The sequence below is a fragment of the Paeniglutamicibacter sp. NPDC012692 genome (genome assembly GCF_042901625.1).
GTDB lineage: Bacteria > Actinomycetota > Actinomycetes > Actinomycetales > Micrococcaceae > Paeniglutamicibacter.
In genome coordinates, this window is sequence record NZ_JBIBDE010000006.1 from 266,452 (window position 1) to 279,520 (window position 13,069).

Consider the following 13,069-nt stretch of genomic DNA (forward strand, 5'->3'; position numbering starts at 1 on the left):
ACGTGGCACGTGTGAAGCGGGCAGTAAACGCCCATAAGAAGCGTCGCGTTATTCTTGAACGCGCCAAGGGCTACCGCGGTCAGCGTTCGCGCCTGTACCGCAAGGCCAAGGAGCAGCTGCTCCACTCGTACGTTTACAGCTTCAACGACCGTCGCAAGCGCAAGGGTGACTTCCGTCGCCTTTGGATCCAGCGCATCAACGCTGCATCCCGCGCCAACGGCATGACCTACAACCGCATGATCCAGGGCCTGAAGGCTGCCTCGGTCGAGGTTGACCGCCGCATGCTGGCCGAGTTGGCCGTGTCCGACTCCAAGGCTTTCGCCGCACTGGTTCAGATTGCAAAGGGTGCCCTTCCGGCTGACGTCAACGCCCCAAAAGCATCTGAGGCAGTAGCAGCCGCACCTAAGGCAAAGGCCCCTAAGGCCGCTGCCAAGGCTACTGTCGTTGAAGGCTCCACCCCCGCCGAAAAGGCAGTGGCAGCCGGTGCTTACAAGGTTGTCGATGGCGAAGCGGCTCCGGCCGACTTCATTGTCAAGGGCAATGCTCAGTCCAACAAGTACCACGTACCGGGCTCGACCTGGTACGAGCAGACTGTTGCTGAGTTCTGGTTCAAGGGCATCGAAGATGCCAAGGCTGCAGGCTTCGAGCCTGCAGGTGGCGAAGCACGCCAGCAGATCAAGGACGCCTAGTCTTTGAGCCGCTAATGCTCTAAGTCAATGGGACGGAATCCTCGCGATTCCGTCCCATTGTCGTATCCCCGGTAAAGTCATAGGCATGAATCTCCCCGCAGACAACGAAGAAACCATGACAAACGTGCGTGCCGAGAAGGTTCGCGAGGTCGCCCGGTTGGCGACCCGCACCGGTCGTGCCCGCAGCGGAGAGTTCCTGGCCGAGGGCCCGCAGGCGGTCCGCGAAGCAATGAAGGCGCACATCGCGCGCGAAGCAGAAGGCAAGGACGCCGTGGTGCGTTCGATCTTCGCCACCGACGACTGCCTGGACCGCTACCCGGAGTTCGAGGAAATGGTGGCCAAGGCCCCCGGCGTCCGCGCCCGTCTGGTGAGCCCCGAGGTGTTGGCGGCAATGGCCGACACCGTCACCCCGCAGGGCATCGTCGCGGTATGCGTGATCCCCGAGGTCAAGCTCGAGGAAGTCCTGGCCACCAAGCCGCGCTTGGTGGCTGTGCTGTGCCGCGTGCAGGATCCGGGGAACGCCGGAACCATCCTGCGCGCCGCCGACGCAGCGGGCGCCGATGCCGTGGTCATCACCAACGGCAGCGTGGACATCTACAACCCCAAGGCCGTTCGTTCCACCGTCGGTTCGCTCTTCCACCTGCCGATCGTCTCAAACGTCGAGCTCTCGGAAGCCATCGCAGCGCTCAAGGGACAGGGCAGCACCATCCTGGCCGCCGACGGGTACGGTACCGCCGACCTTGACGCGCTGCAGGACGCCAGCGCGGCGCGCCGCACCGGCGGAAAGTTCGAGTCGGCCGAGGGCGACCCGGTCCTCGAGGAACCGACTGCCTGGCTGTTCGGCAACGAGGGCCAGGGCCTGAACGAGGACGAGCTGTCCCGTGCCGACCACCGTGTGGCCGTGCCGCTCTACGGAATCGCCGAATCGCTGAACGTCAGCACCGCCGCAACCGTTTGCATGTACGCATCGGCACGCGCGCAGCGACGCAGCTAGCAACCGGGGTCCCCCGGTGGGCGGTGGAAGCCAACGCCCGCCGGGGGACCCTGCAAGCACCCGAACGCGGGTCCCTGCCGACCCTGACCGACCCAAAAAGAGACCGCGACAACCCCTTTTGATGCACCGCGGTGCGCCGGCACACGATAACGTTGGAACCGAATCCACGGTCCGGCCACTGCCGGGCCATGCGCACGAGGAAAGGGGCAGGTCCATGGCGGCCTCCGGAGGAACAAAAGCGGTAGTTGCCGCGTTGGCGGCAAACCTCACCATTGCGGTGTTCAAGTTCATCGCCTGGGCGGTCACGGCATCGTCTTCGATGCTTGCCGAAGCGATCCACTCGGTCGCGGACTCGGGAAACCAGGTGCTTCTCCTGGTGGGCGGAAAGAAGGCGCGCCGCGAGGCCGACGAACAACACCCCTTCGGGTACGGCCGCGAACGCTACGTGTACTCGTTCATCGTCTCGATCGTCCTCTTCAGCGTCGGCGGACTCTTCGCCCTGTACGAGGCGTGGCAGAAGTTCCAGCACCCGCACGGCATCGAGGGCAAGTGGTGGTGGGTGCCGCTGGCGGTGCTGATCGGTGCAATCGTCGCCGAATCGTTCTCCTTCCGCACGGCGATCGTCGAATCGAACCACGTGCGCGGCAAGCAGTCCTGGTCCAAGTTCATCCGCACCGCCAAGGCGCCCGAGCTTCCGGTGATCCTGCTGGAGGACTTCGGCGCGCTGGTCGGCCTGGTGCTGGCGCTGGCCGGCGTCAGCCTGACGCTCGTCACCGGCAACGGCGTCTTCGACGCGCTCGGCACCGCATGCATCGGCGTGCTGCTGGTGCTCATCGCGATCGTGCTGGCCATGGAAACCAAGTCCCTGCTGCTCGGTGAATCCGCCGCGGCCGAACACGTCGAGGCCATCGGCAACGCCATCACGCTCGACGGCGCCAAGCTGATCCACCTCAAGACCCTGCACCTGGGCCCCGAGGAGATCCTCGTCGCGGCGAAGGTGTCCGTGGCGGAACACTCGACGGGCGACCAGATCGCCGCGGCCATCGACGAAATCGAGGGACGGATCCGCTCCGCGGTCGACCTCAAGTGCGTGATCTACATCGAGCCGGACGTCTTCTCCCAGGCCCAGGCCGGGAACCAGAGCGAGAGCGTCGAGAAGTAGCCATGGCAGTGAAGCAAATCGTCGCGGCCGCAATCCTCGACTCGCTGGAGCAGCCCACGAAGCTGCTCGCCGCACGACGCACCGCCCCCGAAGCGGTGGCGGGCATGTGGGAGTTTCCCGGCGGAAAGCTGGAAACCGGTGAAGACTGCCGGGATGCGGTCCACCGGGAGATCCTCGAGGAACTCGGGGTCAAGGTGCGCCTGGGCAGCGAGGTCTTCGGCCCGCTCGAACAGGGCTGGGAGCTGAACGAGCACGCCGCGATGCGTGTGTGGTTCGCCGAGATCACCGACGGCACCCCGCAGGCCCTCGAGGACCACGACCTCCTGGAATGGGTCGATCTTGACGGCCCCTCGCTGGAGTCGCTGGCATGGATCCCGGCAGACCTGCCGATCGTGCGCGCGGTGCTGGCCGAGGCAGGGGCCGGCGCAACCCGATGATCCTGCTGACCGGATTCGAGCCCTTCGGCGGCGCCGCCTTCAATCCGTCCCGGGCGATAGCCTTCCGTGCGGCAGAAATGCTCACCGAACGCTCCGTCCGGGCGCGGGCCGCGGAATTGCCGTGCGTCTTCGCCCTGGCGCCGGCGAGGCTCAACGAGCTGGTCGACGAACACGAGCCGGACGTGGTGATCAGCCTCGGTCTGGCGGCTGGCCGGGACGCCCTCAGCCTGGAAAAGGTGGCGATCAACCACGTGGATGCCAGGATCCCGGACAACGCGGGCGAGCAGCCCATCGACCGGCAGGTGCTGCCCGGCGGGGCAAACGCCTACTTCTCCACCCTGCCGTTGAAGGGCGCGTTGCTGTCCCTTCGACCGGCAACGGATGCCGGCAGCAAGGTGCGGGCTGAGATTTCATATTCCGCAGGCACTTTCGTCTGCAACCAGGTGTTCTACGCCCTGATGCACCGGCTCGACGGCTACCCCGAAGCGCGCGGCGGATTCATCCACGTGCCGTGGCTGGAAGCGAGCGATCCCCGGATCGAGGACCATGCGCGGGCTGTGGCGGACATCGCGGTGCTGGCGCTGGGCGCGGAACCCGAGCCCGTCTTCAGCGCGGGCCGGGAATCCTAGGAAGCAGCCCCTGGCCCGGGGTCAGCCGCGGTCCAGGAGCTCCCAGCGCACCTCCACGTTGGCGGTAAGTTCCTGTTCACCTGCGACCACCGGCATCGATGAGGCCGCCATGTCCGCGGCCTTGACCCGGAGCACCGGCAGGGGTGAGCCCTGCGTCACCTCCTTGACCCGAAGCGCCTTGCCCAGGGTGCAGCCGGCCAGGGCAGCAAGCTGCTCGGCCTTGGTCCTTGCATCGGCGAATGCCAGGTCCCGCGCCTTGGAGTATGCGGCGGAGGGGTCGGAGACCTCCGCCTGCACCGAGTGGATGCGCAGGGCGTCGCCGCCGGCGGCCACCGCGGCACCGAGCACCTCGGACACCTGCTCGATGCCGACGTGTGTCAACCGCAGCATCGTGTCGGCCTCGTAGCCGGCCAGGACATTCTCGTCATTGCGCCACACCGTGCGGGCGCGCAGCCCGATGCCGGTGGTCGACAGCTTGACCCCGGGCACGGCGTGGCCCAACGCCGCGACCAGATCCCGGGCCCGGGAGGCGGCAAGGGAGTATGCGCCCTCGGCCCGGTCGTGGCGGGCCTCGATGCCCAGGGAAACGCTCATCGTGTCGGGCACCGCGCCGGCCGTTGCCGAGCCAAACATGGTGATGCTGTTCTTCGTGCTCATGCGGGGGTTCTCCTCGAGGGGCTTCGTTGATGCTTCGGGTGGTGTGTGGCGCGGGGCAGGGCGCGAGGGAGCCGCGGCATGATCTTGCTGACGGGGCGCTCTACGTAGCCGCCGGCCTGCAGGTCGGCCAGCCGCTCGAACGGATTGCGGGAGGCCGGGTCCCCGGTGCGGAGCCACGAATAGCCGGCAGCCAGGAAATACAGCGGTATGAACGGCAGCCCCAGACACAGTGCGTACTGGGTGGCGTGGACGGCCTCGTGCTCCAGCAGGCACGGGTGGTCGCAGGGTTCGGAAAAACGCTTGCGAAAGAAGACCACGTTGCCTACGGTGAATGCACCGGCAACGGGCAACCTGGGCCGGTAGTTCAACGCATAGATGAGACCTTGTTGACCGGGTTTGATACGGCATCCGGTGCAACGGGCCAGTGCCAGGCCGCTCAGCGTACTGAGATTCAACCAGTTCAACCCCGCCCGGAGGCTTTCCCACTTGCCCATGGGCACCAGTGTAGCCAGAGCCCCCCGCACAGCAAGAGCGCAGGTGGGGCGGCTGGTCGGAATTATTTTGCTCACAGCTCCAACCGATAGAGTTGAAACTCAATCGGGGGAACAGCTTCCAGATCGGACCCCCACATCGAGGAGAACTTATGAAGAAGATCGTATCCGTCATTGGTGTCATGGTGGCATTGGTGCTGAGCCTGACCGGTTGCGTGAAGATGAATGTGGATCTCGCCGTTTCCAGCCCGGAAAAGGCAACACTGAACATGACCGTAGCAGTGGACAAGGCCGCACTGGGCGGGCGCAGCTTTAAGGATGCCCTGACGCAGATCGGCGCATCCGAGGAGGCTATCTTCCAGGGCGCCCCGGAGGGAGTCACGCATGCACCCTATGACAAGGACGGCTTCCAGGGTTTCACCATCACCGCAACGGACAAGTCGCTGACCGAAATCGGCGACATTGCCGGCAAGTTCGGCCCGAAGTTGGCCATTGAGTACCGCGACGGCCTGTACTACTTCACTGGCCAGGGCCTGGGTGGCAACGACACCGCCACGCTGACCGAAGCCAACATGACTGTCACCTTCCCGGGCAAGGTCACCGCGGCAAGCGCGGGCGGCACGATCGAGGGCAACACCGTGACCTTCGACATGCGCACGGCAACCGGGAACATGACCGCCATCGCCAAGGAGGCCGACCACAGCGCGATCTACCTGTCGTTGCTGTTCGGCGGCCTGGCACTCGTGGGTGCGGTCGTTGCCGTCGGCATGATGCGCAAGCCAGAAAAGGCAGTGGCCCACGCCGACCACGCCTAGCCGGCAATCCTGCCGCCGGCGCCCACCGGGGGACCGGCTGGCACCGGCGGCAGGCACAACGAAAGGGACAAACGTTTTCAAACGTTTGTCCCTTTTGCGTTGGGGGCGTAACCCCGGTCCTACCGCTGCACCTACCGGAGCCCGGTCAGGAACTTGGCGACGATCGGGCCCGCCGTCTGCGCGCCGCCGCTGCCGTCGGCCACGAAGACCGCGACGGCCAGGTCGCCCTGGGCCACGATGGTCCACGCGTGGGCATTGCGCTCGGCATCGTATTCGGCGGTGCCGCTCTTGCCGATGAGCGGCTTGCCCGGGACCTTCTTCAGGTCCTTGAGCGTCCCGTGGTCGACGACCTCGGCCATCATGGAGGCCAGGGCCTTGGCCTCCGCGGCGCTCAGCGGGGTCTTGGGTGCCAGTGCCGCGGCGGGCTTGGGCAGGTTCACCAGGTGCGGGTTTACGGTGGCGCCGTGGGCCACCGAGGCCGCGACGGTGGCCATGCCGAGTGGAGATGCCTGGACCACGCCCTGCCCGATGCCGTTGGCCGCCTGCTCGGTGCCGGTGGAGGAATCGGGGACCGACCCGAGGAACGAGGCCGCGCCGGTTGCGGCATCCAGGTTGAGCCCTAGCGATGCAGCCGCATCGGCGAGGGCCGGCGCCTTCACGTCCAGGGCTCCCTGGAGGAAGACGGTGTTGCAGGACTGGGCCAGGGCCTCGGAGAGCGGGATCTTGCCGATCGCTGCGGCGGGGTAGCCGTCGTAGTTCTTGAAGCTCTTGCCGTCGACGCTCATCGTGGCGAGGCAATCGACGGTCGTCTTGGGGGTGTCCCCGGAACGCAGCATGGCCAGCGCGGTGGCCACCTTGAACGTGGAGCCCGGGGCGTACTTGCCCAGCAGTGCGGTGTTCTGTGCGTTCGTTGCTGGTCCGCTGGCCGCGGCGAGGATGGCGCCGTCCGAGGGGCGCACGGCAACCAGCGCGCTGTCGCTGGCCGCATCCACCAGCAGCGACTCCGCAAGGGTCTGGGTGTCCCTGTCGAGCGTGGTCTCCACGTCGGCCCCGTCGACGGGCTCGGCCTCAAGCAGGGTGGAGACCTGCTTCTTCTGCTGGTCGTAGATGCCGATGGAGTAGCCGGGGGTTCCGGCGAGCGTCTCCTGGTATTCCTTCTGCAGGCCCGAGAGCCCGACCGTGTCCCCGGCCTTGATGAGTCCGTTGGAGTCCTGGACCATTTCCGCGGTCGCCTCGCCGACGCTTCCGAGGATCGGCCGGGCAAAGGAGCGCGTGGGGGCCAGCGGAAGCGAGCCCGGCTGGACCAGGACGCCGGGGATCGCCTCGAACTGCGCGTCGGTGATCTTTTGGTCCTTGTCGTTGCGCAGTGTGATGGCCTGGACGAAGGCCCGGGGACCGGCGGCCGCGAGGCGCTTCGCGTAGGCATCGGCGTCGATCTCCACGAGCTTGGCCAGGGCCTTGGCGGAGGAGGCCCACGCCGACTCGTCGAGGCCTTCCTTGTTGATGCCCACGTTGATCACGGGGCGTTCGGTGACCAGGGTCTGCCCCTCGTTGCCCTTGATGTCGCCGCGCTTCCCCGCCACGGTCTTTCGCGCCACGTACTCGCCGGCCTTTAACCCCGGCACCGCCATCGCCGGATCGTAGCGAACCAACCAGGTCTTGGTCTTCTCGTCGAGTTCCAGCTTGGCCGTGGTCTTGTACGTCCAGTCGGTGTCGGTGGCGTCGATGTCCCAGACGGTGCTCATGGTCGCCGTCGCGGTCTTGGGGCTTGCCGAGTCCGCGTCGACGGCGACGGAGTCCAGGGAAACCGTGCGCGGGACCTTTCCCATCGGTTCCAGGGCCTGGCCGAGGTCGGCCGCGGCGGTGTCGGAACCCGGGCCGGTGAGCGGGACGGCGGAGAGGTCCAGGGAACCCAGTCCGCTGGCCAGGAGTCCGGCCGTGGCGTCGGGGGAGGGCGGGGCCGTGCACGCGCTCAGGGACCCCAGAAGCAGGAGGGCGGCGGCGGGCAGGGCGTAGGTTCTTGCAACACGAGACATGGGATCCACTATTGCCTACGGCCGACGGCGATGTCCACGACCCGCGCCGCCGACGCGGCCGCGCCGCGATTCAGTCCCACCGCATTCCAGCACCTAGAATGGACAGAGAAAACCAGAGACGCAAACAACAGTGAAAAGGGCCAAAGAACCCCATGTCTGAACCCACGAGTCCGGAAGTGGCCGTCATCGACGACCAATCACCGGTCGTCCCGCACCCCACCGACGAGGCTGGCATCAACATTGCGGTGCAAGCGGCACTGGCCGCCTTTGCCGCAGCGACCAACCTGGACGAGCTGAAGACCGCACGCCTGGCCCACACCGGGGAGAAGTCCCCGCTCTCGCTGGCCAACCGCGAGATCGGCCGCCTGGACAAGAGCGAGAAGGCGGTCGCCGGCAAGCTCATGGGCGCCTCCCGCGGACGCGTCAACAAGGCGCTCGCCGACCGCACCGCGGTCCTCGAGGAAGAGGACGCCGCACGCATCCTCGTCGAGGAGACCGTCGACGTCACCGCGGCCCCGCGCCGCCGCCGCGCCGGTGCCCGCCACCCGCTCTCTACCCTGCAGGACCGCGTGTCCGATATCTTCGTGGGCATGGGCTGGGAAATCGCCGAGGGCCCCGAGGTCGAGTCCGAGTGGTTCAACTTCGACGCACTGAACTTCGCCCCGGACCACCCGGCGCGCGAAATGCAGGACACCTTCTTCATCGACCCGGTGGATTCCCACCTGGTGCTGCGCACCCACACCTCCCCTGTGCAGGTCCGCTCCATGCTCGAGCGCGAGGTGCCGATCTACGTGCTGTGCCCGGGCCGCGTGTACCGCACCGACGAGCTCGACGCGACGCACACCCCGGTCTTCCACCAGTTCGAGGGCCTGGCCATCGACAAGGGCCTGACCATGGCCGACCTGCGCGGCACGCTGGAGCACTTCGCCCGGCAGATGTTCGGCGAGGACGCCTCCATCCGCCTGCGCCCCAACTACTTCCCGTTCACCGAGCCCTCGGCCGAACTGGACATCTGGCACCCCGGCGCCAAGGGCGGCCCCCGCTGGATCGAATGGGGCGGCTGCGGCATGGTCAACCCCAACGTCCTGCGTGCCGCGGGCATCGACCCGGAGGAGTACTCCGGCTTTGCCTTCGGCATGGGCATCGAGCGCACGCTGATGTTCCGCAACGAGGTCCCCGACATGCGCGACATGATCGAGGGCGATATCCGCTTCAGCGAGCACTTCGGGATGGAGATCTAAGACATGCGTATTCCACTTTCATGGCTGCGCGAGTTCGCGCAGGTTCCGGCCGATGCAACGGCCGAAGACGTCATGGCAGAACTGGTCAAGGTCGGCCTCGAGGAAGAGGACGTGCACCGTCCCGCCGACGAGCTTTCCGGCCCGATCGTCGTGGGCCAGGTGCTCTCGATCGTCAAGGAGGAGCAGACCAACGGCAAGACCATCAACTGGTGCCAGGTCCGCGTGGTCCCCGAAGGCCAGCCACAGACCCTGACCAACGAGGGCATCGACCCCTCCGGCGTGCAGGGCATCATCTGCGGCGCGCACAACTTCGTGGAGGGCGACAAGGTCGTCGTCACGCTTCCGGGCGCCGTGCTGCCGGGCGACTTCAGGATCAGCGCCCGCCAGACCTACGGCCACCTCTCGGCCGGCATGATCGCCTCCTCCCGCGAGCTGGGCATTGGCGACGACCACGACGGCATCATCGTGCTCTCCCGCCTGGGCCTGGACCCGGAGATCGGCACCGACGCGATGGAGCTGCTGGGCCTCTACGACCAGGCCGCGGAAATCAATGTCACCCCGGACCGCTCCTACGCGTTCTCGATCCGCGGCGTGGCCCGCGAGTTCGCGCACGCCACGGGCACCGCGTACACCGACCCGGCTTCGCTGGTGGTCGTGGACGACGCCACCGGCGCCGGCCACCCGGTCAACCTGGCGGACACTGCGGGCATCTACGGCAAGGACGGCTGCGACCGCTTTGTCACCCGCAGCGTCACCGGCGTCGACCCCTCGCTGCCGACCCCGCCGTGGATGGCCAGCCGGCTGAGCCTCGCGGGCATGCGCTCGATCTCGCTGGTCGTGGACATCTCCAACTACGTCATGCTCGAGCTCGGCCAGCCGCTGCACTTCTACGACGCGGACAAGCTCACCGGCGGGATCACGGTGCGCCGCGCCAACCCGGGGGAGACCCTGAAGACCCTGGACGGCAAGGAGCGCAAGCTGCACGTCGAGGACCTGCTGATCACCGACGAGTCCGGTGCCATCGGCATCGCCGGCGTCATGGGCGGCGGGGCCACCGAGGTCTCCGACACCACCGCCAACGTGCTGATCGAGGCCGCGCACTTCGAGCCGATCTCGATCGCCCGCTCGCGCCGCCGCCACAAGCTGCCCTCCGAGGCGTCCAAGCGCTTCGAGCGCGGCGTGGACTGGGAGATCGCCGACGTGGCGGCCCAGCGCGCGGTCGACCTGCTGGTGGAGCTCGCCGACGGCACCGCCACCACGCTCATCACCGACGTGGGAACCGCGCCGGCCGGCGTGGTCATCGAGCTGCCGGGGCACTTCGCCTCGCAGCTGATCGGCGTGGACTACACCCCGGAGCAGATCACCTGGGCGCTGACCGAGATCGGCGCGCAGGTCGAGGTCGTCGACGGCGGCTACAAGGTGACGGCCCCGTCGTGGCGCCCGGACCTGGCCACCAAGCAGGACCTGACCGAGGAGATCGCCCGCCTGGTGGGCTACCACCTGATCCCGGCGACGCTCCCGACGGCCCCTCCGGGCCGCGGCCTGACCCGCACCCAGTCCCAGCGCCGCCGCGTCATGGCCGCGCTGGCCGACTCGGGCCTCACCGAGGTGCTGTCCTACCCGTTCGTTTCCGCGGTGCAGAACAACACCTTCGGCGCCCCGGTTGCCGGCGAGGTTGCGGCCGTGAAGCTGTCCAACCCGCTCTCCAGCGAGTTCGGCTTCATGCGCGCCTCCATCCTGCCGGGCCTGCTGGGCATCGCCCGCCGCAACCACGGCCGCGGCTTCCGCGACCTGGCCCTGTACGAGGCCGGCCTGGTCTTCCTGCCGGGCGAGACCGTCGGCACCGCCACGATCCCGCCGCTGGGCGTCAAGCCCTCCGACGCTGAACTGGACGCCCTCTACGGCGGCCTGCCGCACCAGCCGATGCACATCGCGGCCGTGCTCACCGGGCATGATTCGCCGGTTGCCGCAGCGCACGTCCCGCGCGTCTACGACTGGGCCGACGCGCTGGATGTCGCCAAGCTGGTCTCCGACGTGCTGGGCGTCGAGGTGGTCGTCTCCCAGGGCGCGCACCAGGCTTTCCACCCGGGCCGCACCGCGGCGCTGTCGCTGCGCAACGGCACCCCCGTGGGCTACGCCGGCGAGCTGCACCCGAAGCTGCTGGCCGAGCTGGACCTGCCGGAGCGCACCGTCGCCATGGAAATCGACGCGGACACGCTCTTCGAGGCATCCGCCGACGTGATCGTGGCCAAGGAGATCTCCACCTTCCCGATCTCCACGCAGGACGTCGCCCTGGTGGTCGACGCCGACGTGGTGGCCGCGGACGTGCTGGAGACCCTGCGCGAGGGCGCCGGCGAGCTGCTCGAGGACATCGCGCTCTTCGACGTGTACTCCGGCACCGGCATCGAGGATGGCAAGAAGTCGCTGGCCTTCGGCCTGCGCTTCCGCGCCGCGGACCGCACGCTGACCGCCGACGAGGCCTCGGAGGCGCGTGCCGCCGCAGTGGCCCTGGCCGCCGAGCGATTCGCGGCCGTGCAGCGCTAGCACGCACCGAACGCCGCAGGCCGGCCGCTCTCCCGAACGCGGGGGAGCGGCCGGCCTGCGGCGTTAAGGCGCCAGGCCCGTCATTCCTTGAATCTATACAGGCGGAAGATCTTGCGCCCGGCGCTGTCGCGGTTGGTCGGATTCAGGCTGTGCATCACACGCACCTTGCCGCCACTGGTTGGATCGGCTTCCACCTTGATGCCCTCGGATTCGAGGGAACCGAGGTAAACGCCCTTGATGACGTAGGTCCGGTCGTGGGTGATCTTTCCGCCGTTCGTGTAGGCATAGCGGTAGATCGTGGGCGAGGTTCCCACCGGCCCGCCGAAGACGTAGAGGAATTTCTTGTTGGTCCCGACTCCCTTGATGTCGAAGCCCTGAAAGGATCCGTGCGGGCGCGCCGGCTCCTTGAAGCGGGACACCATCAGGTCCTTGGCCTTGGAAATCGACAGTTTCTGTCCGGGGGCGTTCAGCATGCGTCCGGTCAGGGCCGCGGTCTTGTAGACGGCGTAGTAGTTAGAGGACCCGACCGTGATGCTGATGGCCAGCCTGTCGTCTCCGTCGGCCAGCGCGATGTTGCTGCGGATGGCGTTGCCGGAATTTCCCGGGACGATTGCGGCGAGGTTCTTGAGCATGCCGACACGGTGGTAGCTCGCCTTTTTCGAACCCGAGGGGGCCTTTTTGTACTGGATCAGCGAGATCGTCCGCGAGAAGTAGTACGGCGGGATTCCGTTTGAGGTGCTCCCGATCCATACGTAGGTCCGGCCGTTTTTCGTGTACACCTCGAGCGATTCGCCGTGCCCGTAGCCTTTCAGCATGACGCTGTCCTTCTGGGTACATGTTCCCGTTGCCGTGCGTGTGCACCTCGAGAGCCGGGTGTCCTGACCGACTGCTTGGGCCATGTAGACGTCTTTGCCCGCGCCGTGGTCGAACGCCTGGATCGCCTGGTCCTGCGCGGGAGGATCGATCCTGAAGATGCGCTCAGGATTGAGTGAACGTTTCACGACGGAACTGGACGCCAACCCTGGTGAACCCGAGGTCAGGAGCAGCGACGCCAAGGCTCCGATGGCAAGCGTGAGTTTCATTTTTCGCATAAGACTTTGCCCTCCAAACAACATGGAAGTGAGTGAATCGCTAAGTCTTTGGGCCCCAAGTGGAACCAGTATATGACCGCATCCGCCAACCGCAAGAGGAAGCACTGACTCAACAAATCACCCGCGTGCTCCGCCACGGTGCCCCGCCGTGAAACCGCGGTGTCATTCGCGCTTGTCATCCGTCGTGAAGAGGGTTTGCCTCGCAGGGCCCGAACACGGATGCCCGCAACGTCGCAACAATAAAAACGAGCAGCGATTCGTGTCGATCGTGCGGGATTTCCGG

At 67.0% G+C, this 13,069-nt stretch carries 12 protein-coding genes; 8 read left to right on the forward strand and 4 right to left on the reverse strand.

Annotated features, from left to right (window positions below):
• Nucleotides 1-2 precede the first annotated feature (2 nt).
• From rplT to ACFY5D_RS19085, 5 genes are all read left to right on the forward strand, one after another.
• Nucleotides 3-689 carry a 50S ribosomal protein L20 gene (rplT, locus tag ACFY5D_RS19065; protein ID WP_387533575.1) on the forward strand — a complete coding sequence of 229 codons (687 nt, stop codon included), beginning with the start codon at nt 3-5 and terminating at the stop codon, nt 687-689.
• An 85-nt stretch (nt 690-774) separates the two neighbouring features.
• A complete protein-coding gene (locus ACFY5D_RS19070) occupies nt 775-1,683 on the forward strand; it encodes a TrmH family RNA methyltransferase (RefSeq protein ID WP_387533578.1) in 909 nt (302 codons plus the stop codon).
• A 214-nt stretch (nt 1,684-1,897) separates the two neighbouring features.
• The gene (locus ACFY5D_RS19075; RefSeq protein ID WP_387533581.1) at nt 1,898-2,845 is read left to right on the forward strand and encodes a cation diffusion facilitator family transporter; all 948 of its coding nucleotides are present in this window, start codon (nt 1,898-1,900) and stop codon (nt 2,843-2,845) included.
• Between the two features lie 2 nt (nt 2,846-2,847).
• The gene (locus ACFY5D_RS19080; RefSeq protein ID WP_387533584.1) at nt 2,848-3,282 is read left to right on the forward strand and encodes a (deoxy)nucleoside triphosphate pyrophosphohydrolase; all 435 of its coding nucleotides are present in this window, start codon (nt 2,848-2,850) and stop codon (nt 3,280-3,282) included.
• Entirely contained in the window at nt 3,279-3,911 is a 633-nt protein-coding gene (locus ACFY5D_RS19085; protein ID WP_387533587.1) for a pyroglutamyl-peptidase I, read from the forward strand. The genes ACFY5D_RS19080 and ACFY5D_RS19085 overlap by 4 nt, the downstream gene beginning before the upstream one ends.
• A 21-nt stretch (nt 3,912-3,932) precedes the next feature.
• Here ACFY5D_RS19085 and ACFY5D_RS19090 read toward each other — a convergent pair whose 3' ends face one another.
• Nucleotides 3,933-4,568 carry an SIMPL domain-containing protein gene (locus ACFY5D_RS19090; RefSeq protein WP_387533590.1) on the reverse strand — a complete coding sequence of 212 codons (636 nt, stop codon included), beginning with the start codon at nt 4,566-4,568 and terminating at the stop codon, nt 3,933-3,935.
• On the reverse strand, nt 4,565-5,062 hold the full coding sequence (locus tag ACFY5D_RS19095) for a hypothetical protein (protein WP_387533592.1): 498 nt from the start codon (nt 5,060-5,062) through the stop codon (nt 4,565-4,567). Before ACFY5D_RS19095 ends, ACFY5D_RS19090 begins: the two co-directional genes overlap by 4 nt.
• Nucleotides 5,063-5,211: 149 nt before the next feature.
• Between ACFY5D_RS19095 and ACFY5D_RS19100 the strand changes: the two genes are divergently transcribed.
• Nucleotides 5,212-5,874, forward strand: a complete 663-nt coding sequence (locus ACFY5D_RS19100) for an LppM family (lipo)protein (protein ID WP_387533594.1) — start codon at nt 5,212-5,214, stop codon at nt 5,872-5,874.
• 131 nt (nt 5,875-6,005) lie between these two features.
• Here ACFY5D_RS19100 and ACFY5D_RS19105 read toward each other — a convergent pair whose 3' ends face one another.
• Entirely contained in the window at nt 6,006-7,910 is a 1,905-nt protein-coding gene (locus ACFY5D_RS19105; protein WP_387533596.1) for a penicillin-binding transpeptidase domain-containing protein, read from the reverse strand.
• A gap of 152 nt (nt 7,911-8,062) precedes the next feature.
• On the opposite strand from ACFY5D_RS19105, the gene pheS reads away from it, so the two are divergent.
• Together pheS and pheT are read left to right on the forward strand one after the other, a co-directional pair.
• The gene (gene pheS / locus ACFY5D_RS19110) at nt 8,063-9,151 is read left to right on the forward strand and encodes a phenylalanine--tRNA ligase subunit alpha (protein WP_387533598.1); all 1,089 of its coding nucleotides are present in this window, start codon (nt 8,063-8,065) and stop codon (nt 9,149-9,151) included.
• Nucleotides 9,152-9,154: 3 nt separating this feature from the next.
• Entirely contained in the window at nt 9,155-11,695 is a 2,541-nt protein-coding gene (gene pheT / locus ACFY5D_RS19115; RefSeq protein WP_387533600.1) for a phenylalanine--tRNA ligase subunit beta, read from the forward strand.
• Between the two features lie 80 nt (nt 11,696-11,775).
• On the opposite strand, the gene ACFY5D_RS19120 is transcribed toward pheT, so the two are convergent.
• Complete coding sequence (locus ACFY5D_RS19120) at nt 11,776-12,777, reverse strand: hypothetical protein (protein ID WP_387533602.1); 1,002 nt, start codon at nt 12,775-12,777, stop codon at nt 11,776-11,778.
• Between the last annotated feature and the right edge of the window lie 292 nt (nt 12,778-13,069).